This window comes from Haloarcula quadrata (assembly GCF_003634715.1).
GTDB classification, from domain to species: Archaea; Halobacteriota; Halobacteria; order Halobacteriales; family Haloarculaceae; genus Haloarcula; species Haloarcula marismortui.
In genome coordinates this window covers 2,607,179-2,628,999 of record NZ_RBWW01000001.1, presented here as the reverse complement: position 1 = coordinate 2,628,999, position 21,821 = coordinate 2,607,179, and the positions used below count along the sequence as shown (strand labels likewise).

Here is a 21,821-nt window from a genome sequence, read left to right as displayed (position 1 = left end):
TGGACTGGATGCTTTTGTAGGTTTACATGTCCGACGGTGGCCGCCGTCCGGTGGTTGTCACGGTGAACGGTCGGTACCGGACCGAACGCGTCTCAGTCGCTTTCGACGCCGGAGACGGCGTATGCGGTGCGGTCCTCGGTTGCCGCGGGGGCAGTCATCAGCGAGACAGTGACCGTCAACACGAGACCAACCAAGATGCCCACGATGCCCGGCGTCCAGCCTAAGTACGCCGTCGGCAGGGCAACGTCGAGACCGAACAGCCCTCCAACGGTCGCAAGCACGGGGAAGACGTGCAGGCCGTAGAACACCTGACTCCCGACCACGCCGGCGTACATCCCCGAGCGCGTCGTTCCCTGCCAGTACAGCGCGAGTGCGACGGGAACCGTAAGCTGTGCGAAGCCGCTGAAAGCCGTGTCACCAATCTGGACCAGCGTCCCCGGCGTGTAGAGGCTCGCAACGAACGAGAGGGTGGCAAACACGACAACGCCGACGCGGGCGACGAGTGCCTCGCGGCGGTCAGTCTCTTCGTCGCTGGCGTCGCCGCGGCCGGTCAGCGGCCGGTAGAGGTCCCGTGTGAGGTACGACGAGCCCGACAGCAGCATCGAGTCGCTTGAGGACATCATCGCGGCCATCGCGCCGGCGATGACCAGCGCGGTGAACCACGTCGGCGTGTACTCGCCCAGCAGCGCCGGGATGACGTTGCCGCCTTCCGGGACAGTGACGCCGAGTCCGGCCGCCCACGCCCCCAGCATGAACGCCGGAACGAACAGGAGCAGGACCAGCACCGGCCAGAGTGCAAAGGTACGCTTGAGCACCTTCTTCGACCCGGCGGCGAAGAAGCGCTGATTGATTTGCGGGAACATCGTCACGCCGAAGGCGATGCTGACCGCGGTCGAGATGATGTACTGCGGCGTGTAGAGCCCGCCGCCGAGGCCGACGAACGCGGGCTCTTCGGACGCCAACAAGGCCGTCGCTTCGCCCGCACCGCCGACAGCGGAGAGGACCCAGGCGACAGCCACCCAGATCAGCGAGAGCATGAACAGCCCCTGAAGCGTGTCGGTCCAGGCGACGCCACGCATTCCCGAGAGCGCGACGTAGAGAATCATGAACAGCGTGATGCCGCCGGCTCCGACCCAGAACGGGACCGCGCCGTTCGTGAGACCGACGATGGCTTGCCCGGCCCCCTTCTGCTGGAGCATCACGTACGGGAACAGCCAGACGAGGCTCACAGCGGCGACGACAACCCGGAGCGCCGTCGACCCGAACCGGTCGCCAAGCATCTCACCAAGCGTCACGTAGCCGTGGCGCTTGCCGACCAGCCACTGCTTGTATCCCAGCACGTACCAGAGGACGGCGAAGATGATACCGTCCATCAGTCCCATCACGAGAATCCACTCGGGGCCGGCGCTGAACGCGAGGTTCGGGCCGCCGAAGAAGGTAAACGCCGACAGTAGCGTCGCGAAGGTGGTAAACAACAGCACGACCGTGCCGAGCGTCCGGCTTGCGAGGTAGTAGTCCTCGGCGGTGCGCTCGGTGAGCCGGTAGGCGACTGCGCCCACCGCGAGCGCGACGACCATGTACGCGCCGACGATACCCAACTGGAGCGCAGTATCGGCCACGTCAGTTCACCTCCTCGACGCCGAGGCCCCAGTCGGTGCGCGCAAAGACAGCAAAGACGACGCTCGCAAGCGCCATCCATCCAACGTGCCACCACAGCCATACGGGCAGTCCGGCCGCGACCGTGCTGGTGTCCCAGAGGAACCACGGCACTGCCAGCGCCATCAACACGAGCGCGACGACTGTCCACCCAGCGGCCCTGACTGTACTCATATTACGACAGGCTAGCCGCTGGCGGTACTAATGGGTAACGAACCTTCACCGACAGCCGTTGAAGAACTATATTCTTCAATACACGCGGGTCCCGGGTTCGACGTCCCGTTCGGGCGTCAGGTGGACGACGCCGTCCTCGCTGTCGACCCCGGTCACCAGACACTCGCTCTCGAAGCCGGCGATTGAGACCGTCCCGAGGTTGACGACGGCAACGACCTGCGACCCGAGCAAGTCCTCCGGATCGTACACGTCTGTCAGCCCTGCGGCGGACTGGCGCGTTTCGTCGCCAAACGCCACGTCGAGCTTGTACACGTCTTTGCGGGCTTCGGGGAACGGTTCGACGTCGACGATTTCGCCGATACGCATCTCTACGTCTTCGAGGAATCGTGCGGGATCGATCTCGGTTTCAGTGAATCCCATGCGTCCCGGTAGTCCGTCCAGTTATTTTATGACAGCGTTCGCAACAACGGTATGGAGACAGCGATCCAGCTCTGGACGCTCCGCGAACTCCGGGAACCGCTATCGGACGTACTCGACCGCATCAGCGCCGCGGGCTACGACGGCGTGGAGTTCGCCGGCATCGGCGACCCGGGCGCGTCCCGGCACGCGCTCGACGAAGCGGGACTCGGCGTTGCCGGCGTCCACGTTCAACTGGAAGACCTGCAGTCCGACACCCGCACCGTTGGCAATCAGGTCCGGACACTTGACGCGCCGTATTTCGTTCTCCCGTATCTCGATGACGATCACTTCGCAAGTGAGAGCGCAGTCGAGTCGACGGTGACGCTACTCGAAATGCTTGCGGCGGAGTTTGACCGACCGCTCCTGTACCACAACCACGACCACGAGTTCGTCCCGCTCGGCGACGGGACCGCCTTCGACGCGCTCGTCGACCAGACGACGATCGGGTTCGAGTTCGACGCCGGGTGGGCGCACGCGGCGGGACAGGACCCTGTCGCACTGATTCGGCGACTCGACGGGCGCGTTCCAGTCGTCCATCTCAAAGACATGACCGCGGACGGAGAGCCGACGGCTCTCGGTGACGGCGTGGTGCCGCTCCAGGGGGTGGTCGATGCAGCCCGTGAGGCGGGGACTGAGTGGCTGGTCTTCGAGCACGACAACCCCGAGGACCCGGTTGACGCCATTCAGGCCGGTATCGACGGCATGACTCCGCTACTGAGGTGAGTGGCCGACCTTTCGGGAATAGAATGGTATACAGAGGCAGTGTCGGAGCGCCGCGTACCTGCGGGAAGGTTTGATTTCGACTCGCGTGCGCAAGGTTATTCTGCCGTACTACCCAACATCAGTATAGTGACAGCAGTCCGTCGGAACACCGGTTGACGGGCTGGAAAACAGGACAATCATGCAAGATACGGCGAAATATTTGATACATGCCGACATCACGGCGGCGGGAGTCGTCGAACGGAGCGACGTCGTCGGCGCGGTGTTCGGCCAGACGGAAGGATTACTCGGCGACGAACTGGATCTGCGGGACCTGCAGGACTCGAAGAAGGTCGGCCGCATCGACGTGGAGATACGCTCCGAGGGCGGACAGTCTTTTGGAGAGATTACCGTCGCGAGCGGCCTCGACAGGGTCGAAACAGCGATCCTCGCTGCGGCACTGGAGACCATCGAACAGGTGGGGCCGTGTCGTGCCGAGATCGAAGTTTCCGAGATCGAGGACGTACGGAGCGCCAAGCGGCGCGAAGTCGTTGAGCGCGCGACGGAACTCCTGAACGACTTCGAGGAGAAGTCCATCCAGACCGCGGACATCGTCGAGACGGTCAGACAGCAGGTCCGAGTCGCCGATGTGACCGACTATGAAGGACTCCCAGCTGGACCACGCGTGGCTGACTCCGACGCGATTGTCGTCGTCGAGGGGCGCTCGGACGTGATGCAACTGCTCAAATACGGCATCAAGAACGCTGTCGCAGTCGAGGGAACTGATGTCCCCGACGCTATTGCGGATCTGACAGCCGGTCGAACGGTCACGTCGTTCCTCGACGGTGACCGCGGTGGGGACCTCATCCTGAAGGAACTCGCGCAGGTCGGCGACGTGGACTACGTCGCCGTCACTCCCAGCGACAAGTCCGTCGAGGACCTCTCACGCAGCGAGGTGATGTCGGCACTACGGGACAAAGTTCCGTACGAAACGGTCGCAAGCGCCAAGAGCCTCGACAGCATCCGCGAGGAGATGTCTCAGGCAGGGGAGTCGACCACTGCCGACGGCGGTGCCGTGGCGGCCGCGACATCGGATGACGCCGCTGACAACCAGCCATCGCCCAGCTCACAGACAGGGTCGGCGAAGGTCGAGACAACCGATGGGACGACGAGCGTCGTGGACAACTCAAACGCAACCGCTGTGGCGGATGCCACGACCGACGAGGAGACGACTGAAAACGGCGACGGACCGACTATCCCCTCGCTTTCGGACCACATCGAAGCCGTTATTCAGACCCACAGCGGAACCGCCAGGCTGGTCGACGAGGATGCGACGCTGCTTGCGGAGGGTGACGCAGATGCCGTTGTTTCATTGCTTGAATCCACCGAGGACGTTCCCAAAACTGTCGTCATCGATGCCGACTGCTCGCAGAAGCTCCTCGACGTTGCCGCCCAGCGCGGCGTCGATGTCGTCGTCGCTGCCGGCCACGGAGAGTACGTCAAACAGCCGACGGCCGTGCAGGTCCGTATCGAGAGTTAGAGGTCCCGAACGAACAGCACCCCGTCGCCGTCGTCGTAGTGGTCGGGGAGCTCGTCGGCGACCGAGAATCCGAACCCGTCGTAGAATGAGCGTGCCCGGTTGTCGTCTGCGCGTGCGGTGAGTCTCACTGTTTCGAACCCACTAGTCCGGAGCCTGTCCAGCAGCCCGTTCATCAGTGTCGTCCCGAGGCCCTGCCCCTGTTTGCCGGGCGCGATGGCGAACTCCGCTAAGTATGCGACCGGATGATCCGGCACGACCAAGGCGTAGCCGAGCGGTTCGCCGATATCGAGAACTAGCACGAGCGGCGGGCCATCGATTCCGACGCCGAGGAGTTCCGGCCACGGCTCATCGAGCGCGCTCGTCTGAATAGCCCGGAGTCGAACCTCGTCTTCGGAACGAGCCTCCCGGATCATAGGAGGCCGGCGGTCAGCACGACGCCAGCGCCGGTCAGCGCGGCCGCCAGGGTTGCGAGCATATTGACGCCCTGATTGCCGACGACCGAGCCCTCGACAGTCGCACCCAGCAGGCTGTCGACGGTCATGCCGACCAGCCCACAGAGGAGGATGACGCCGCTGCCGACTGTGCTGATGTCCTGCGTGAGCGCGGCGATGCCGGCGATGATGCCCGCGCCGGCGGCCCCGGCGGCAACGCCCTGCCAGGTCACGCCGCCGTCAGTACCCGGTTCGACGGGCCTGAGCGTCGTGATGAGCCGCGGGTTGTCGTAGAGCCCGCCGAACTCGCTGGAGAACGTATCTGTCATCGCGGCGGCGACGGCTCCGGCGAAGGCATAGAAGAACAGGAGCGGGTCGACGGCGATATGGCTTGGACTCGCCGCCGCCGCGACGACGGCGAACAGCGCGACGATGGAGTTCGCGAGCACGTTCCCGCTCCCGCGTGCGCCCTCGTTCTCCTCGGCGATGCCGCGGTCGAGTTTCTCGTCATAGCGATACTTCGTCGAGAGGCCACCGAGCCCGAAAAAGGTTATGAGCATGGCGAACCAGCCGAAGCCGCCGAGCACGATGGTCAAAAAAGAGAGGAGAACGCCAGTGAGCATCCCCGGCAGGGATGCGGTGTCAAGCGCGTACGAGAGATAGCCGAGCAGTACTGTCACGGCGAGTGCGATGACGACGCGCCGTGCCGTCACCGACGGGTCGAGTTCGAAAAACAGCCACAGCAGCAGTCCCACGGTGAGCATCACCAGCGGGTCGTCCCGCTCAAACAGGACCGAGCGAAGCAGTGCGGCGACGAACGCACCGCTGGCGGCAAGAAACAGCACGAGCGGGAGGTCGACGGCGGCCGCTCCCTCACCGACGGCCGCCTGAATCCGCGTTCCGAGCACCTGCCCCGCGACGCCGGCGACGAAGCCGACGAGGACGAAGCCCGCGGTTGCGACCACTTCGTCGGAGCGGACGGTGTATGCGAGCCGCTGGCCGAGGTTTCCGTAGGCGACGATGACAACGACGCCGACGAACATCGGCACCGGCAGACTGAATCGGACGGCAAGTAGCGCGAGGCCGGCGGCGGCAAGCGAGAAGGCTGCCAGCCCGTACAGTTTCCCGTCCTCGTAGTCACCGGGGCGCGCGAACAGGTCGAACAGCCGCGAGTCCTGCCCGATGACCGTCACGCCGAGCGCGGCGACGAGGACGAAGGGGGCGATAGCGGCGACAGTCGCGAGTTCGAGCGAGCGAAAGCCCGTTGCGGCCGGAACGGCGACCGCGAGGGTCCCCACGGCGGCGAACGCACCTGCCCGACGGACTGTGCCAGTCACGTCCCACCGGTATCCCCGAGAGGCACTTACCCTTTCCGAACTGTCGAAGGGACCGTGGGATTTACTGGGGCTGTCAGCATACCGGCGGACGTGGGACTATATGACCGATATCTCGCAACGCGCGTTCGGCGCAGCGACGCCGACCTGCCCGAGACGGTCGCGCTGGTGATTACGGAGCGGGATCTGCTTGGAGACGGCGCGTACCGGACCTTAGAGCGTTTTTTCGACTGGGCCGTCCAGTACGGCACCGACACCGTCGTCGTCTACGTGAGTGTCCTCGACGAGGAAGCGATCCCGACGCTGCAGCGTGAACTCGAAAGTGTCACCGCGCCACGGGAGATAGCGGTCAGAGTACCGGACGACGAGACGACGGCCGACGCCCCGATTCAGATTTCAATCGGACTCGGCGGCCAGTCAGAGTTCGCGACGGCCGTCCAGAAACTAGCAGAAGACGTCGATACGGGCTCACTCGACCCGAGCGACATCGACGAGGCCGCGGTCGAGGAGCATCTCGTCTTTCCGACCGACCCGGATCTGGTGATCAAGACCGGGGCCGAGCGGCTCTCCGATTTCATGATCTGGCAGTCCGTGTATTCGGAGCTGTATTTCACTGACGTGAACTGGCAGAACTTCCGGCTTCGGGATTACTTGCGGGCGTTGCGGGATTATCAGGAGCGACAGCGGCGATTTGGCCGCTAGGAGGTCAGTCCGCGAGGTCGTACTCTTCGTCGAGTTGCTCGCGTTCGGTACTCGGGAGCGCGTCACGGAATCGCCCGAGCATCCGCTTGGCCGTCGGTAGCTCCGATTGCTCGATGGCACGAACCAGTGCCAGCGACCGCTCGGCACGGGTCGTCCGCCAGGAATCCTCGCGGTTCTGGTACGTTCGGATCGCTCGCAGGAAGTCGACCTTCCGGAATTCGGGCCAGTAGGGCGTACAGAAGAACGTGGCGGCCTCGTTGCCGTTGGCGTGCCACGGCAGGAAGTTCGAGGTGCGTTCGTCACCGCCGGTTCGAACGATGAGATCAACGTCGCGGGTCGGCCCCTCGTAAAGCCGCTCTTCGATGGTTTCCGCAGAGACGTCCGTCGGGTCAAGGGTCTCGTTCTCGACAGCAGCGGCAACGTCGCGGGCCGCACCGAGCAACTCGGCCCGGCCGCCATAGGCCAGCGCGATGTTGAGATTGAGCTGGTCGTACTGCGCCGTTCGTCCCTCAGCGTAGTCGATAGCGTCTCGGACCCGGTCGGGTAACATCTCCGTCTCGCCGATGGCGCGGATACACACGCCGGCCTCGTGGACCCGGTCGGCGTCGGCAAATGTTCGGAGCTTCTGTTCGACGAGGTCGAAGATGTGTTCGCGTTCCTCGGGGTCGCGGTCGAAGTTCTCCGTCGAGAACGTGTACAGCGTCACCTCACGAATGCCGAGTTCGTCGCACCAGTTCAACAGTGCCTCCGTCGTTTGGGCTCCTTCTCTGTGGCCTTCCTGTTTTTTTGTGCCCTGCTTTTCAGCGTATCTTCGGTTCCCGTCCATAATGACTGCGACGTGGTCCGGCGTTCCAGACAGTTCCCACTGGAGCAATCGCTCGTAGGCTGCATATCCCAGTCGCTTCCCCCTCGATAGCATCGTTGTATACATTTCAACCACTCAATAAGGGCTTTGTGGAAGGGACCGGGTACAGTTATTTCCCGCCTAATCTGTCGAAATATATGCGCATAGTTTTAATATACCACGGCGTCACATTCGAATTGCAATGGCGACCGGTACGGTAGACTTCTTCAACGACACAGGCGGTTACGGTTTCATCGATACCGAAGACTCCGACGAGGACGTCTTCTTCCACATGGAGGACATCGACGGTCCTGACCTCGAGGAGGGGCAAGAAGTGGAATTCGAGATTGAGCAGGCCGACAAAGGCCCGCGCGCGAAAAACCTCACGCGGCTGTAACCATGGCGACAGGCACTGTAGACTTCTTCAACGATACGGGTGGCTACGGTTTCATCGAAACCGACGATGCCGACGAAGACGTGTTCTTCCACATGGAAGACGTCGGCGGCCCGGACTTAGAAGAAGGGCAAGAAGTCGAATTCGACATCGAACAGGCAGACAAAGGCCCGCGGGCGAAGAACCTCGAGCGACTGTAAGCGAGGGCGGCTCGCTTTTCAACGGGTTCGGGACCGACTGAGCGGTGCGACTCGACAGCGTGTGGGTTCCCACCACTGTCGCTGCACCGCCTCTCGAACCGAATATCTTCGGGTAGACCTATCAGCACTCTGAATCCGAAGTGCCTTAGGGACAGCAACACCGACCGCATGGTATGAGCGAGGCCGACACACTCGACGATGACCTTTACCGCCGGACCAAACAACTACTTGAGCCGGGCGAGATTCAGCTCAACGGCGCTGTCGTCCACACGGAGTACGACGGTAGCGACGAGATAGAGATGATGCAGGCCACCATCGAGGTCGGTGAGTTCATTGCCGAGGGCGCCGGTCTGGACCCGACGGATACGTTCGTCTACTCCGGCAGCGACGACCCCGAGTTCGCGTCGAACCAGCATCAGGGCCTCACGCTGGACGACGAGGAGTTCGTCTGGGAGTGTCAGCAGCTCCTTCGCAACGGTTCCTTCGATCTAGTGTTCTACTACGAGGCGAGCGCCGACCACGACGGGATTCTCGAAGCGGTCGAGAACGCTGGCTACGCAGTCACCGGCGTCGAAGGTGAGTAAGCCCGTCAATCGCCGGTCGACAGCCGCTCTTGGCAATTGTGACAGTACGTGTAGTCGGGGCCGTTCGCTGCGCCACAGATACGACAGCTCCTTGCGTCGACTGCAGCCTGTTCGAAGTAGGCGTTGAGCTGGCCGGTGTCGCGACCGTTGCGTTGGCCGCTGAACTGCTCGACCAGCGTATCATGTGCGGCGTAATCCATGAGCCGGAACATGAGGACAAACCACAGCGGCACCCCTATCAGGACGAACAGGTAGACCAGCAGCCGGACTGTCAGTTCGGCTGTCGAGATTGCCACACGTGAACTAGGGGCGCAAAGGGGTAAAACGCTCCGGCAACCCGGATATGCGGGCCGCGTTCGCTCGCCTGTCCCGGGCTATTTTTATTCGCAGAACTCCCAGCTTTCGGTATGAGCGAAGACCTCGGGACGGTAGACCGGGCGGTGTTGAACGCCTTCCAGGGCGGCTTCCCGGTCGTCGAACGGCCGTTCGAACCGGCCGCGGCGGCCCTCGCCGACCACGGCGTCGACATCGACGCGGACGAGCTGCTAGCGCGCGTACAGGACCTCGACGACGCGGGCGTGCTCACGCGGTTCGGGGCACTCATCAATGCTGAAGCGATCGGTGGCACCGCCACGCTTGTCGCAACTCACGCCCCCGAGGACAGCTACGACGAGCACGCCGAGATAATAAACGCGTACCCGGAGGTCGCGCACAATTACGAGCGCGAACATCCCCATCTAAATATGTGGTTCGTGGTCTCGGTGGCCGAGGAAAGTCGAGTCAAGGAGGTACTAGCCGAAATCGAGGCCGAAACCGGTGAGGAGACGTACAACCTCCCGAAACAGCAGGAGTTCCACGTCGGCGCGAAGTTCCCCGTCGAGGGGCCACAGACCCAGGACATCGACTGTTCGGCTCTGGGGCCGGACGTGACCCCGACCGACAGCCAGTCTCTGACCGCCGACGAACTGGACCTCGTGCTGGAAATTCAGGACGGGCTCCCGGTCACTGCCACGCCGTACGCTGACGTGGCTGCTGAAATTGACGCCGACGTTGATTGGGTACTGGAGACAATACAGCGGTTCAACATGGAAGGAAAGGTCCGCCGGGTCGGCGTTATCCCGAACCACTACGCGCTTGGCTACAGCGAGAACGGGATGACTGTCTGGGACGTGCCCGACGAGGTCATCGACGAGGTTGGCCCGGCTATCGCCGAGTTCGACTTCGTGACACACTGCTACGAGCGGCCTCGCCACGACGGCGTCTGGCCGTACAACTTCTTCGCGATGACTCACGGGCGAAGCGAGGCGGAGAGTCAGGAGCGCATCCAGCAGGTCCGCGACCGGATGGCTGAACACTGGGACGTGTCCGAGGACGACTGGGACACGCTGTTCTCGACGCGCATTCTGAAAAAGACGGGTATCAGGCTGGACGAACGAGCGCGACAGAACACAGAAACGGCGTGACCGTGCGTATGCAGGACCGTAGTGCTGAATCAGGGTGTTCCAACCGATGATTCCACTCATGCACGACTTCGAGGGCGAGACGGTGCTCGTCGTCGGCGGCGGTTCAGTCGGCGCGCGCAAGGCTCGCACATTCGCTACGGAGGCGAGCGTCGTCGTCCTCAGCCCTGAGTTCGGCGACCGGACGTTCGCTGACGCCGAAAAAGTCCGAGCCGCACCGACCCCAGAGGACGCCACAGACTGGGTCGAGCGGACCGACCCGGCGCTGGTCGTTGCCGCGACAGACGACTCGGACCTGAACGGCGCTTTTAGCACAGCTGCCGCGGAACACGGCGCGCTTGTCAACCGCACCGACGACCATGGCGACCAGTCGTTCGGCAACATTGTCGTGCCTGCCACGGTACGAGACGACCCCGTGACGCTGGCGATTGCGACCGGCGGACGCGCGCCAGCGCTGTCGAAGCACCTTCGCGAGCGGTTCGAAGACGAGTTCGGAAACGCTGGCCTGATGGCGGACCTTGTTGGCGACCTCCGTGAGGACCTGCGCGACCGGGGGGTCCCGCCGGCCAAACGGCGTGACGCCGTTAGGTTCGTTGTCAGGTCACGGGAAGTTTGGAAGGCTTTAGATAGTGGCAGGTCCAAGGGAGAGCAAGTAGCTAGAGACGTGATCGGAGAGTTACCTGGTGATCAAACGTGAGAGGGGACACTGGTGCAATTGTTGGGGTCTGTATCTCCCATGAGCGCGCAAGCGTCGACCAATTAGAAACCGCTGCGGCGGACAGCGAGCGCCACGCCGTCGAATCCTTGCTCGCGAACCCCGCGGTCGAAGAAGCGATTGCACTGCAGACGTGTAACCGTACAGAGGGGTACGTTGTCGTCTCTGATCACGAGGACGGGCTCGAGGCCCTCGAACTGTTTACCCGAGCCGTGCCCGACGATGTCGTCGTCGAGATGGGTCACGAGGAGAGCCTCCGTCACTTGCTCCGGGTGGCCGCCGGCCTCGAATCGATTGTGCTGGGCGAAGACCAGATCCTCGGCCAGCTTCGGACCGCCTACGAGACCGCCCGCGGCGTTGGCGGCATCGGGCCAATGCTTGAAGACGGCGTCACGAAAGCGATCCACGTCGGCGAGCGCGCCCGCACGGAGACGAAAATCAACGAAGGAGTCGTCTCGATTGCCTCCGCCGCGGTTCGCTTGCTCAAACAGGAGAGTTCGCTGACTGACGGGACAGCGCTCGTTGTTGGGGCTGGCGAGATGGGCCAACTCGCTGCGGAGGCGCTTAGCGAGGAGGTAGACCGACTGCTCGTGGCTAACCGGACGGTCCCACACGCGGAACACATCGCTGAATCGGTCGATATCGACGCCAGCGCGCTCGCGCTCGACGGTATCGAAGCGGCTGTCTCCGAGGCCAGTGCCGTCATTTCGGCAACGGGAAGCGGCGATCAGGTGTTCGATATCGGGACCTTCAGCGATTCCGGCGACGTATCCATTGTCGATATTGCCCAGCCGCGTGATGTCCCGGCGGGTGCGGACCGCCTCCCGTCGGTGACAGTGTATGACCTTGACGCGCTGGAGTCGGTGACTGCCGAAACACGGAACAAGCGGCAGCGAGCCGCCGAAGCGGTCGAGCGTATCGTCGACGAGGAGTTCGACCGCCTGCTCACGCAGTACAAGCGCAAACGCGCCGACAGGGTCATCTCGACGATGTACGAAAGCGCCGAACAGGTCAAGGCAGCAGAAATAAACAGTGCGCTTTCGGCGGCTGACTTCGATGATGAACAGGCTGAAGTCGTTGAAGCAATGGCCGACGCTATCGTCTCGCAGATCCTCGCCGCACCGACCAAGAGCCTGCGCGACGCCGCGGAGGAGGATGACTGGTCGACGATTCATACGGCGCTCCAGCTGTTCGACCCGGACTTCGGCGGCCCCGACCAGGCTACCCCGCCCGAGTTCACCAAGGGCATGTCGGTCGAGGACATCCCTGACGGTATGCGCGACGAGATCCCGAACGCGATGCTTGACCGACTCTCCGACGACTGACCACGCCCACCTTTTTGCCTACGCCGTCCGACGTATCCGATATGGCAGACCTGCTCTCTGATGCAGAGATTAGCGACCGGCTACCCGAGGAATGGACCCGCGAAGGCGACGAAATCGTTCGTGTCTTTGAGTTCGACGGCTATCTGGACGCGTCGGGGTTTCTGAGCGCCGCGGCCGGCCTCGCCGAGGACGCGTGGCATCACCCGGAGATGACCATCCGCTGGGGTGAGGTCGAAGTCCGACTCACGACCCACGACGCCGGCGGCATCACGGAAAACGACATTGACCTTGCCGAGCGGCTGAACGGCATCCACGACTGACGGTGTGACAGTGGATACGACAGGCGGACTCACGTCGCTCCAGCCGACTGATCCAGACGGCGCGACCGCCCGGTACGTGTTCCGTGTGGAAATCGAGCTTGAACCGGCCGCTGATGGGCTATGGACCGACCCCGACCGGTTCGAGACGACGCTGTATCGGGCAGCTGACGACCCGGGGGAACGCGGTTAGCTGTTCTTCCGGGACACGCTCTGGCGGGGCAAACTCGCTGACGAACCGCATTTCCGTCGGCTCGTCGAAGACGAACTCGGCTGTCCAGTTGTTTCGGGGTCGTTCAGTGAACTCAGGACCGACGAGGCGTATTTCGACGCGCTGAAGAGCGAAATCGCGGACGACCTATCCCTGTTCAATGCCGGGTCGGTCAGCGAAGTCGTCACCAAGTACCTCGGTAGCTCGATTCGGGTGGGGTGAAACGAGACGCGACTGTGTAGTCAGTGGCTACAGAGAGGTTATACACAGCAAAACCGGTCGTAGGGCCCGAAAGACTTTATCAGAGAATCGCTAAATAATCTATCCCCATGACCACCGACTACGACTTCTGGCTGTTTGATCTCGACGGGACGCTCGTCGATATCGAGCCAGCGTACCCCCGGAAAGTGATGGGTGCCGTCGGCGACCGCCTCGGCGTCGAGTTCACGGACCGGGAGCGGGATGCACTCTGGTACGGCTTCGGTGGGACACGGTCACGGACGCTTGCGGAGCGCAACGTCGACCAGCAGGAGTTCTGGCGGCTGTTCCACGAGGAGGAAGACCCTATTGCGCGGGCCGAGGCGACGTATCTCTACGACGATGCCGAGCAGTTCCTCGCGACCCTCGATACACCGGTCGGACTGGTCACGCACTGCCAGCAGTACCTCACCGAACCAGTGCTTGACCATCTGGACATCACCGACTGGTTCGAAACGGTCGTCTGCTGTGACGATGACATCGGCTGGAAGCCCGACCCGAAGCCGGTGGAACTGGCGATGCGGGAGATGGATGTCTGGTACAACGGCCACCACGGTGTGCTGGCTGGAGACAATCCGTCAGACATCGGTGCGGCGTGGAACGCGGGCCTCGACGGCGTTCACGTTGGTCGTCGGTCCCCCACGGAGACGGGCCGGTGCGTGCGCGGCGATAGACGGGTCGCCTCGCTGCTGGACCTGTCGTCGTCTCAGGGAAGATAGTCCCAGTTTTCAACAGTGACGGTCGTTCCGGTATCGATACCAGCCTCGGCGGCGGGCACGGACACCCAGCCATCGGCCCGGGTCGCCGTCGCGAGGTCAACGCCGGGCAACGGCGTCGCTGTGCCGTCGCTCACAGCGACCGGAGTAAACGTCCTGACACCGTTTTGACTGTCGACGTGCGCTGTCAGCGTCGCTCGTGTCTCTGGATGGGCGGGCAGTGGGGCGTGGGCGAACGTCTTCAGGAGTGGACGAACGAGCTGGACAGCGCCGACGCGGGCCGCGCCTGTCGACTCCGGCAGGAGCACTACCGGCCGGTTCTGGACGATTGCGAGCCCGGTCTGTCGGCCGGGGTCGATAGCCACGGTGTCTGTGAGTATCTCGCCGAGGTCCGCCACCACGTCCCGGAGCGCGTCACCCGGTTCCGTCCCGGTAATGACGATCAGTTCCCGGGTGAGGTCACGCTGGACCGCCATCCGGAGTGCCGGCGCGTCGTCGGCGACTGGGTCCCGGTACGTTACCTTGCCGCCCCAGCGGTCGACGTACTGTGCCAGCGTGAACCCCGCCGTCTCGACCTGCTGGCTCTCGCCCGCGTCCCGCTGGGCCAGTTCATCGCCAGTCGGTAGAATACCCACCTGCGGTCGCTGGCGGACGAGGAGTTCGGAAACTCCAGCGGCTCTCAGCAGTCCCACGTCGCCGGGTCGTATCTGATGGCCTTGCTCGAAAACGGCGTCCCCGACGCTGATTTCGGCTCCCTCGATAGGGTCATTCGCCGTCGCAGGTGTCGCCAGAACACGTCCGACGGCGACGGAGAGCGGAATCCTGTCTGTTCGGTCGATGGGCGCAGCGACGCTGCCGATTCGTCGGCGTGCGGTTTCCAGCGGGAGCGACTCAGCGTCCGACGGCGAGGGGCCAGCCATACCCGTACTAGCGGCCGCTGTAGCAAAAGTACCCTGCGTGGCGGCAGTGTCTCCGCGTATCGCTGTCTTCAGCCATCCGGTGACGTTGCTTTCAGCCATCTGCCGCGTGCGGGGACGCTGCTCTGATCCACCCGCCGCGTCCCGGCTGTGGAACGGCGTAACTGGGAATATTTTTTCTCGGTCGGGTCCGGCATCGACGTATGGTCCTCCCGCAACTGGTCGGCATCGTGTTCCTGACTATCGGCGGTTTCGTCCTCCTCCGCGGCGGCCGGGAACTCAAAACGGTGTTCCACATCCTCCGGAACGATCCGGTTCCGGTGCGCTCACTCGACGGGCACACTGGTCCTGTCGAAATCACTGGCACAGCTGTCGCCAACGAGGGTGCCGGGACCGTCACGGCCCCCTTTACCGGTAGCGAGTGTCTGGTATACTCCTACGAAGTCGAGGAGTACCGCTCGTCAGGCAAACACTCAAACTGGGAGACGCTAGACGAGGGGCAGGACGGCGTCGACTTCATCGTGGACGACGGCAACGCGCGCGTTCGCGTAAACCCAGACGGAGCGGACGTACGGTTCGAATCCCAGTCGGTGACAGTCTCTCCCGGAACTGAACTCCCTGAGCGCTTGGCTGCGTACGTCGAGCGAACGGAGGGCGTCGAGGCACAGGATGGGTCCGTGAACCTGCTCGTGACAGAAATCAGCATGGGGAACAAACAGCGCTTTACCGAGCGTCGGCTGGACGTTGGCGAGGATGTGTACGTCTACGGCCAGGCGATGCGCGGCCCCGCAACAGCGTGGGGCAGCAATCTGGTCGATGCTATTGTCGGGGACGGCAACGCGACGCCGGTGTTCGTCATTTCCGACACCAGCGAGCGTGGCACCGCACGACGGATTGTTCGGGGCGCTATCGCTGAAACTGTGTTCGGTTTCGTCGCTGTTATCGTCGGCAGCGTCGCCCTTTTCTCCACACTCCTGTAGTAGCGGAGACCGTCGGGTTTACCACAGCGTACCACCTAGACGGGCGTATGTCTGCCCTGCGTGAAGCGCTTCGGGACCTTCCCGACGCCGTGTTCGCGGACGTGCTCGAATCCGAGGACGAATATCTGCTCGTGCTCGACCTGCCGGGCGTGACCGCGGAGACAATCGACGTGACCGTTGAAGGGGGCCGCCTTCGTATCGACGGGCAACGGACCAAGGACGTGCCCGGGGAGTTTACGTTCGTCCGCGAGGACCGTTCCGTGTTCCTTGACGCTGAGCTTCCGCTCCCGCCGGACACGACCGGGCAGGGCGGGGAGGGGACCGTGGAAAACGGCGTCCTCGAACTCCGACTGCCGAAGGCGACAGCCGCACCGAGCACCACAATCCCGATCGACGGGGACTGATTCAGAGGTGGCAAGCCGGTGAATCTTCGCGCGTACTGGCGGTTCCTCGTCGTTGCACGCCACTTCCTGCCCCTGTTGGTCGCGTACGCACGAGACCGAAAGCGGTTCTTCGTGATCGGCTCATCGCGCCGCGTCACGCCTGAACAGCGTCGCAAACGTGCACAGCAGCTGCTCGACTCGTTGCTAACGCTCGGCCCGACGTTCATCAAACTCGGACAGATCCTCTCGACGCGACCGGACGTCCTGCCGCCGGAGTACATCGAGGAGTTCTCCAAGCTCCAGGACCGCGTGCCACCGGCGGACTGGGACGAGGCACGGGTTGTCATCGAGGACGAACTGGGGTCTGTCGATGACCGCTTCGATGAATTCGAGAGAGAGGCGATAAGCGGCGCGTCGCTCGGTCAGGTGTATCTGGCGGAGGTCGACGGTGAAAAGGTCGCCGTCAAGATCCGCCGGCCCGGTATCGAGACGCTCGTCGAGGCCGACCTGCGGGTCGTCCGCTGGTCGCTCCCGCTGTTGATGTATTTCATCGACGACTCTCGGTCGTTCTCGCTGGAGACACTCGCCGACGAGTTCTCGAAGACCATCCGCGAGGAGATGGACTACCAGCGAGAGGGGCGGATGCTCACCGAAATTCGGGAGAACTTCAGGGACAACGACCGCATCTGCATCCCCGAAGTCAAGGAGTCTCACTCCACCCGGCGCGTCCTGACGATGGAGTACGTCCCCGGCACGAAGATCAACGACATCGACAGCCTCGACGCGGGCGGTATCAACCGGACGGAGCTGGCCGAGACGCTCCAGCGGGCGTACCTGCAGATGATTATCGACGATGGCGTGTTCCACGCCGACCCACATCCCGGGAACCTCGCCGTGCAAGACGACGGGACGCTCGTCTTCTACGACTTCGGGATGTCCGGTCGAGTCGACCCGTTCGTGCAGGACAAGATCATCGACTTCTACGCCGCCGTCGCCGATCAGGACATCGGCGCCATCCTCGATGCCCTCATCGAGATGGGGACGCTCTCGCCGGAGGCCGACCGGCAGGTGATGGGCGACGTGATGGAACTGGCCATCGCCGACGCCCGTGGCGAGGACATCGAGCAGTACCGCGTCCAGCAGATCATCCAGCAAGTCGAAGACACCATCTACGAGTTCCCGCTTCGCCTGCCGGCGAATCTGGCGCTCGTGTTGCGTGTCGCCACGGTCGTCGAAGGCGTCTGTGTCACCCTCGACGAGGACTTCGACTTCATCGGCGTCGCGACAGACTATCTCCGCGAGGAGGGGTATCTCGCCGAGGGCGTTCGGAACTTCGTCGAGGACCGAGCGACCGAAGTGTCCGACGCCGCTCGGTCGGCCGTCCGTATCCCGCCGAAACTGGAGTCCGCCCTCGACAGAGTCGAGCGGGAGGACTTCCGCGTACAGGCCGACATTGAGGACTCCGATGGCTTGCTCGCGACGATGACCAAGCGGCTCATCCTCGGGATGTTGCTCGCGAGCACGCTGTTTTCGACAGCGTTCCTGTACACGCAGGCGTCGCTGCCGGCCACTGGTGTCGGTATCGCTGGAACTGTCGGCCTGTCACTGGCGCTGTGGTGGTCGTTCCGCTCGAAAAAGGCCGTCCGCGCCAAGCCGCAGTTCACGCGACAGAGTATGCGTGAGCAAGACAGGGAGAGCCCGGGCGGGCTCAACACCTCCTTCGGCGAGGACACCGACGACGCCTACAGCGGTGACTGAACGCCGCGTCCGATTGTTGGGTCAGAGCCGTTTCTCGAAGTGGACGAGTTCGTACTCGCCCTGTGTTGACTGGTCTACCTCCTGGTATCCTTCGTCGCGGTAGAACGCGACCGCGGCGGGCTGGCTCTGTGATGTCGTCGCAAGCAGGACCTCGTATCCCTGCTCGACCACTTGCTGTTCGAGTTTGTGGAGGAGGCTCCGACCGTAGCCACGTCGTTGCCGGGACGGAGCCACCCGCATCCGGTGGAGTTCGGCCGCGCCGGGGACGGTTCGCTCGTCCGCGTGCCCGACTTCATTCGGGAGGAACCCGCCCATCGCGGCCAGGCCACCGTCGAACGTCTCCGGGAGTTCGTCGTCGACGGCGGGCACGACGCCGACGAGAAACGCGCCGCCGGTGTCGAAATACCGGGTCTCGATGTTTTTCAGGTCCGACGTTCCGGGGATGTCGCTGGGGTCGTTGCCGGTCGCTCGCATCGCCCACTCGTGGAGGCGCCAGACGGCGTCGGCATCCCGGCTGTCGTAGGCTCGAAACTGAATCCGGTCGGTCATCGAATATGTTCTGAAGCGCACATTATCGCAGAAGGGGTTTAATTCTACCTTATTAGCGTATGGTTCTATTATACTGCTCTGAATTTATCCGGAACGTTCAGTATTCAGTGTCTGGTATAGGGGGTATGAGAAAATACGGTGGCACGCATTGGGTGCAACCCCCGGTCTGTGGACGCGATACGTCGGTAACATTGCGAGTGAGGGGGAAGGTGGGTCGGTTATGACGGCTTCAGAACCCCAGAACGTGGTGCTAGTCACGGTTGACTCGCTGCGGGCCGACGCACTGGGTGGTACTGACAGCGTCTCCCCAGTCATGGATTCCCTCGCCGACTCGGGCGTCGTCTTCGAAAACGCCGTGGCACAGGGGAACTGGACGCCGTTTTCGTTCCCTAGCATTCACGGGTCGCGACCGGTGTTCACCGAAAGCGAAGACATCGGTCTGGCGTCAACACCGACGCTGGCCGAGCAGGTGTCCGATGCCGGTGTCGAGACGGCAGGGTTCAACGCCGCCAACGGCTTTCTCACCGACCACTGGGGGTACGACCGCGGATTCGACGAGTTCGAGCCGTTCGTCGACAGCGGCGGCTACAGCAAGTATCTGGCGGCCCATCCGACGATTCAGGCATGGGTCCAGCTGGGAACCTCGCCGTTCCGGCGCGCCGCAACCGTTCTCAGCGGCGGGTCCGACGAACGCCCCTTCGCCGACGTGTCCCGGATGGGTGACCTCGAAGACCACGCTACTGAGTTCTTGGAGACGACCGACGGACCGTTCTTCCTGTGGGTCCACTACATGGATACGCACACGCCGTACGTCCCGGCACCACGGCACATCCGTGAAGTGTCGGACAACCACTTCGGCGTCCTCCGGATGCTCACGTCCCACCTCCGAACCGGGCTGGGCTGGGAAGTCGACGACCGGACGCTGGAGACGCTCCGGACGCTGTACGAGGCGACGGTCCGGCAGGTTGACGCCAGCGTCGGTCGGCTCCTCGACACTCTCGAAACTGAAGGCCACCGCGACGACACTACCATCATCGTCGCCGGCGACCACGGCGAAGAGTTCCTTGAACACGGCCATCTCGCTCATTACCCCAAGCTCTACCGAGAACTCATCGACGTTCCATACATCGTCTCGACGCCGGACAGCGAGCACCAGTCGGTCGAGACGCCGGTCGGCCTCGACACAATTGCGCCGACAGTGTGCGACCTGCTGTCGCTCACGCCGGCGGCGGAGTGGGACGGGGCGTCTGTCGCTCCAGCGGTCCACGGCGGGGCCATCGAGGACCGCGGTCCCATCGTCTCCGCAGCGGTCCGGGGCGAGAGCGTGACCAGTCAGCCGATTCCGCGGAACCGTGCGGATGGGGAACTCCTCCTCAGCGCACGCGACGAGCGCTACACGTACATCGAATTCACAGAATCGGGCCACCAGGAACTGTACGACCGGACGAACGACCCCGAGGAACAGGTCGATCTGTGTTCGGGCTCGACGGATGCCGACCCGCCTGCAACCGTCCTCGACCGCCTGTCGGATGCCGTCGCCGACCACCTCGCCACACTCGACAGCGACGGGACGGGGGCTGGAAACACCGAGGCATCCGACGAGATAACAGCACGATTAAAGGCACTCGGTTATCAGTAAGGCTGTATGGCGTCCGCTGTCGTCACACCGGCCCGGCGACAGCAACTCGTCCGGTTTTTCCTCGTCGGTGTGTTTGCTGCATCGGTCCAGCAGGCGCTCCTATGGCTGTTTACTGATATCGGTGGCCTGAATTACATTTTCGCAGCCGCTATCGCCATCGAATGTACGATCCTGCTACAGTACGCTCTGAACAACGCCTGGACGTTCCACCGGTCGCAGCATTCGAGCCTGCGGGAGTACGTACTCGGGCTAGGGAAGACGAACCTCGTCCGTGGGACAGCTATCCCACTTCAGTTAGGCCTTCTCTACGCCTTTGTCACCTGGGGCGGCGTCGTGCCGTTGGTCGGGAATGCCGGGGCCATCGTCATCACAGGTGTGTATCGCTACGCGCTTGATGCCCACTGGACGTGGGGTTAGACGGTCGGGACGGGGACCTCGTCGAGCACGCTCTGGATAACGGTTCCCTTGTCGACTTGCTCGACGCGGGCATCGGGCGTTAACACGAGCCTATGGGCCAGCACCGGCTGTGCGACCCGCTTGATGTCGTCCGGTGCAACGTACTCCCGGCCGGCGATTGTCGCCATCGCCCGCGTTGCCTCGAACAATCGCTGGGTCCCGCGCGGTGAGACCCCCACATCTACGCGGTAGTCGTCTCTGGTCGCCCGGACGAGGTCAGCCATGTACTGCAGCAGGTCGTCGTCGACCGTAACTGTCTCCGGAACGCTCCGGAGTTCTTTGACTGACTCCGCGTCAAGCACCGGTTCCACGGTCGGACTCTGTGTCGTTCGACCGGCACGCCGCCGGAGGAGTTCGACCTCGCCCTCGCCGTCAGGATAGCCGAGTGATGTCTTGGCCAGAAACCGGTCGACCTGTGCTTCGGGGAGTTCGAAGGTCCCCTCCATATCGACGGGGTTCTGCGTGGCGATGACAAAGAACGGTTCCGGCAGCTCGTACGTGTCCCCGTCGACGGTGACCTGTCCTTCTTCCATCGCTTCGAGCAGCGCGGACTGGGTCTTTGGCGGTGCGCGGTTGATCTCGTCGGCCAACAGGACGTTGGCGAACACCGGTCCTTCGGTGAATTCGAAGCTCCGGGACTCCTCGTTGAAGATGTGTGTCCCCGTGATATCGGCCGGCAGGAGGTCCGGCGTGAACTGGATGCGGGAGAAGGACAGTCCCAGCGCGGTCGCGACGCTGCGGGCGGTCAGCGTCTTCCCTGTGCCGGGAACGTCCTCAAGCAGGACGTGGCCCTTCGCGACGACCCCCAGCAGCACCGTCTCGAAGAAGCCGCGGTCAGCGATGACGGCACTCCCGATCTCATCGAGGATCTGACTCGACACCTCGCTTGCCTCGGTAGCGTCCATAGTCTGTCATGTTACGGGTCCGATAAAGGGGTGTCGAGTCCGAAATCGAAACCCCTAAAGAGCAAACGGCGGTACTGATTGATGAGCCGAGGTAGCCTAGCCTGGCCAAGGCGGTTGCTTCGAGAGCAACTGTCCTCACGGACTCAGGAGTTCAAATCTCCTCCTCGGCGCTTTCTGACGGAACAGTTCGCTGAGCGACAGCGCTGTATCTCTGA

Annotated in this window: 26 protein-coding genes, 1 tRNA gene and 1 pseudogene; 18 read left to right on the top strand and 10 right to left on the bottom strand. The window is 63.2% G+C overall.

Annotated elements, in window-relative coordinates; genetic code table 11:
* Nucleotides 1-92 precede the first annotated feature (92 nt).
* The 3 genes from BDK61_RS13580 to BDK61_RS13570 form a co-directional block, all read right to left on the bottom strand.
* Entirely contained in the window at nucleotides 93-1,619 is a 1,527-nt protein-coding gene (locus BDK61_RS13580) for a sodium:solute symporter family protein (RefSeq protein WP_049938917.1), read from the bottom strand.
* Nucleotide 1,620: 1 nt separating this feature from the next.
* A complete protein-coding gene (locus BDK61_RS13575; RefSeq protein WP_004957724.1) occupies nucleotides 1,621-1,830 on the bottom strand; it encodes a DUF3311 domain-containing protein in 210 nt (69 codons plus the stop codon).
* Between the two features lie 75 nt (nucleotides 1,831-1,905).
* Nucleotides 1,906-2,250 (bottom strand): tRNA-binding protein, encoded by a 345-nt coding sequence (locus BDK61_RS13570; RefSeq protein WP_004957722.1) that lies wholly within the window; start codon nucleotides 2,248-2,250, stop codon nucleotides 1,906-1,908.
* 51 nt (nucleotides 2,251-2,301) lie between these two features.
* Between BDK61_RS13570 and BDK61_RS13565 the strand changes: the two genes are divergently transcribed.
* Together BDK61_RS13565 and dnaG are read left to right on the top strand one after the other, a co-directional pair.
* Nucleotides 2,302-3,012: a sugar phosphate isomerase/epimerase family protein gene (locus BDK61_RS13565; RefSeq protein ID WP_121303488.1), complete on the top strand. Its 711-nt coding sequence runs from the start codon at nucleotides 2,302-2,304 to the stop codon at nucleotides 3,010-3,012.
* A 178-nt stretch (nucleotides 3,013-3,190) separates the two neighbouring features.
* Complete coding sequence (dnaG, locus tag BDK61_RS13560; protein WP_011223806.1) at nucleotides 3,191-4,528, top strand: DNA primase DnaG; 1,338 nt, start codon at nucleotides 3,191-3,193, stop codon at nucleotides 4,526-4,528.
* On the opposite strand, the gene BDK61_RS13555 is transcribed toward dnaG, so the two are convergent.
* Together BDK61_RS13555 and BDK61_RS13550 are read right to left on the bottom strand one after the other, a co-directional pair.
* On the bottom strand, nucleotides 4,525-4,941 hold the full coding sequence (locus BDK61_RS13555) for a GNAT family N-acetyltransferase (protein WP_121303487.1): 417 nt from the start codon (nucleotides 4,939-4,941) through the stop codon (nucleotides 4,525-4,527). The genes dnaG and BDK61_RS13555 overlap by 4 nt on opposite strands.
* Nucleotides 4,938-6,296 (bottom strand): DUF92 domain-containing protein, encoded by a 1,359-nt coding sequence (locus BDK61_RS13550; RefSeq protein WP_007188872.1) that lies wholly within the window; start codon nucleotides 6,294-6,296, stop codon nucleotides 4,938-4,940. Before BDK61_RS13550 ends, BDK61_RS13555 begins: the two co-directional genes overlap by 4 nt.
* Nucleotides 6,297-6,386: 90 nt before the next feature.
* On the opposite strand from BDK61_RS13550, the gene BDK61_RS13545 reads away from it, so the two are divergent.
* Nucleotides 6,387-6,995 (top strand): undecaprenyl diphosphate synthase family protein, encoded by a 609-nt coding sequence (locus BDK61_RS13545; protein ID WP_004957708.1) that lies wholly within the window; start codon nucleotides 6,387-6,389, stop codon nucleotides 6,993-6,995.
* 4 nt (nucleotides 6,996-6,999) lie between these two features.
* Here BDK61_RS13545 and uppS read toward each other — a convergent pair whose 3' ends face one another.
* Nucleotides 7,000-7,926, bottom strand: a complete 927-nt coding sequence (gene uppS / locus BDK61_RS13540; RefSeq protein ID WP_121303486.1) for a polyprenyl diphosphate synthase — start codon at nucleotides 7,924-7,926, stop codon at nucleotides 7,000-7,002.
* A gap of 115 nt (nucleotides 7,927-8,041) precedes the next feature.
* On the opposite strand from uppS, the gene BDK61_RS13535 reads away from it, so the two are divergent.
* The 3 genes from BDK61_RS13535 (at nucleotide 8,042) to BDK61_RS13525 (ending at nucleotide 9,017) form a co-directional block, all read left to right on the top strand.
* The gene (locus tag BDK61_RS13535; protein ID WP_004517065.1) at nucleotides 8,042-8,236 is read left to right on the top strand and encodes a cold-shock protein; all 195 of its coding nucleotides are present in this window, start codon (nucleotides 8,042-8,044) and stop codon (nucleotides 8,234-8,236) included.
* Between the two features lie 2 nt (nucleotides 8,237-8,238).
* A complete protein-coding gene (locus tag BDK61_RS13530) occupies nucleotides 8,239-8,433 on the top strand; it encodes a cold-shock protein (protein ID WP_004957702.1) in 195 nt (64 codons plus the stop codon).
* Between the two features lie 173 nt (nucleotides 8,434-8,606).
* Entirely contained in the window at nucleotides 8,607-9,017 is a 411-nt protein-coding gene (locus BDK61_RS13525) for a DUF5778 family protein (protein ID WP_121303485.1), read from the top strand.
* Nucleotides 9,018-9,022: 5 nt separating this feature from the next.
* Here the strand turns inward: BDK61_RS13525 and BDK61_RS13520 are convergent, their stop codons facing one another.
* The gene (locus BDK61_RS13520; protein ID WP_121303484.1) at nucleotides 9,023-9,313 is read right to left on the bottom strand and encodes a DUF7577 domain-containing protein; all 291 of its coding nucleotides are present in this window, start codon (nucleotides 9,311-9,313) and stop codon (nucleotides 9,023-9,025) included.
* Nucleotides 9,314-9,424: 111 nt separating this feature from the next.
* Between BDK61_RS13520 and ahbB the strand changes: the two genes are divergently transcribed.
* The 6 genes and pseudogenes from ahbB (at nucleotide 9,425) to BDK61_RS13490 (ending at nucleotide 14,022) form a co-directional block, all read left to right on the top strand.
* Entirely contained in the window at nucleotides 9,425-10,480 is a 1,056-nt protein-coding gene (gene ahbB, locus BDK61_RS13515) for a siroheme decarboxylase subunit beta (protein WP_011223801.1), read from the top strand.
* 46 nt (nucleotides 10,481-10,526) lie between these two features.
* Entirely contained in the window at nucleotides 10,527-11,174 is a 648-nt protein-coding gene (locus BDK61_RS13510; protein WP_011223800.1) for a precorrin-2 dehydrogenase/sirohydrochlorin ferrochelatase family protein, read from the top strand.
* On the top strand, nucleotides 11,171-12,517 hold the full coding sequence (hemA, locus tag BDK61_RS13505) for a glutamyl-tRNA reductase (protein ID WP_004957688.1): 1,347 nt from the start codon (nucleotides 11,171-11,173) through the stop codon (nucleotides 12,515-12,517). Before BDK61_RS13510 ends, hemA begins: the two co-directional genes overlap by 4 nt.
* A gap of 41 nt (nucleotides 12,518-12,558) precedes the next feature.
* Complete coding sequence (locus BDK61_RS13500) at nucleotides 12,559-12,837, top strand: 4a-hydroxytetrahydrobiopterin dehydratase (RefSeq protein WP_121303483.1); 279 nt, start codon at nucleotides 12,559-12,561, stop codon at nucleotides 12,835-12,837.
* A gap of 10 nt (nucleotides 12,838-12,847) precedes the next feature.
* Nucleotides 12,848-13,267 (top strand): annotated as a pseudogene (lwrS, locus tag BDK61_RS13495) (LWR-salt protein).
* Between the two features lie 107 nt (nucleotides 13,268-13,374).
* On the top strand, nucleotides 13,375-14,022 hold the full coding sequence (locus tag BDK61_RS13490; protein ID WP_004957679.1) for an HAD family hydrolase: 648 nt from the start codon (nucleotides 13,375-13,377) through the stop codon (nucleotides 14,020-14,022).
* Here BDK61_RS13490 and BDK61_RS13485 read toward each other — a convergent pair.
* The gene (locus tag BDK61_RS13485; protein ID WP_004957676.1) at nucleotides 14,010-14,939 is read right to left on the bottom strand and encodes a molybdopterin-binding protein; all 930 of its coding nucleotides are present in this window, start codon (nucleotides 14,937-14,939) and stop codon (nucleotides 14,010-14,012) included. The two genes, BDK61_RS13490 and BDK61_RS13485, sit on opposite strands and share 13 nt — an antisense overlap.
* Before the next feature lie 200 nt (nucleotides 14,940-15,139).
* Here BDK61_RS13485 and BDK61_RS13480 point away from each other — a divergent pair, with 200 nt between their 5' ends.
* Genes BDK61_RS13480 through BDK61_RS13470 form a run of 3 tightly spaced genes read left to right on the top strand, consistent with a single transcriptional unit; the run spans nucleotide 15,140 to nucleotide 18,057 of the window.
* The gene (locus tag BDK61_RS13480; protein ID WP_121303482.1) at nucleotides 15,140-15,916 is read left to right on the top strand and encodes a GIDE domain-containing protein; all 777 of its coding nucleotides are present in this window, start codon (nucleotides 15,140-15,142) and stop codon (nucleotides 15,914-15,916) included.
* A 47-nt stretch (nucleotides 15,917-15,963) separates the two neighbouring features.
* The gene (locus BDK61_RS13475) at nucleotides 15,964-16,320 is read left to right on the top strand and encodes an Hsp20/alpha crystallin family protein (protein WP_004957670.1); all 357 of its coding nucleotides are present in this window, start codon (nucleotides 15,964-15,966) and stop codon (nucleotides 16,318-16,320) included.
* A gap of 18 nt (nucleotides 16,321-16,338) precedes the next feature.
* Entirely contained in the window at nucleotides 16,339-18,057 is a 1,719-nt protein-coding gene (locus BDK61_RS13470) for an ABC1 kinase family protein (protein WP_121303481.1), read from the top strand.
* Between the two features lie 21 nt (nucleotides 18,058-18,078).
* On the opposite strand, the gene BDK61_RS13465 is transcribed toward BDK61_RS13470, so the two are convergent.
* Nucleotides 18,079-18,606, bottom strand: a complete 528-nt coding sequence (locus BDK61_RS13465) for a GNAT family N-acetyltransferase (RefSeq protein ID WP_007187704.1) — start codon at nucleotides 18,604-18,606, stop codon at nucleotides 18,079-18,081.
* Nucleotides 18,607-18,826: 220 nt separating this feature from the next.
* Here BDK61_RS13465 and BDK61_RS13460 point away from each other — a divergent pair, with 220 nt between their 5' ends.
* Both BDK61_RS13460 and BDK61_RS13455 read left to right on the top strand, forming a co-directional pair.
* Nucleotides 18,827-20,245 carry a sulfatase-like hydrolase/transferase gene (locus BDK61_RS13460; protein WP_121303480.1) on the top strand — a complete coding sequence of 473 codons (1,419 nt, stop codon included), beginning with the start codon at nucleotides 18,827-18,829 and terminating at the stop codon, nucleotides 20,243-20,245.
* A 6-nt stretch (nucleotides 20,246-20,251) separates the two neighbouring features.
* Nucleotides 20,252-20,662: a GtrA family protein gene (locus tag BDK61_RS13455; RefSeq protein ID WP_007187702.1), complete on the top strand. Its 411-nt coding sequence runs from the start codon at nucleotides 20,252-20,254 to the stop codon at nucleotides 20,660-20,662.
* Here BDK61_RS13455 and BDK61_RS13450 read toward each other — a convergent pair.
* Complete coding sequence (locus tag BDK61_RS13450; protein WP_004957659.1) at nucleotides 20,659-21,606, bottom strand: AAA family ATPase; 948 nt, start codon at nucleotides 21,604-21,606, stop codon at nucleotides 20,659-20,661. The two genes, BDK61_RS13455 and BDK61_RS13450, sit on opposite strands and share 4 nt — an antisense overlap.
* Before the next feature lie 85 nt (nucleotides 21,607-21,691).
* On the opposite strand from BDK61_RS13450, the gene BDK61_RS13445 reads away from it, so the two are divergent.
* Nucleotides 21,692-21,776 (top strand) — tRNA-Ser (locus tag BDK61_RS13445).
* The last annotated feature ends 45 nt before the right edge of the window (nucleotides 21,777-21,821 follow it).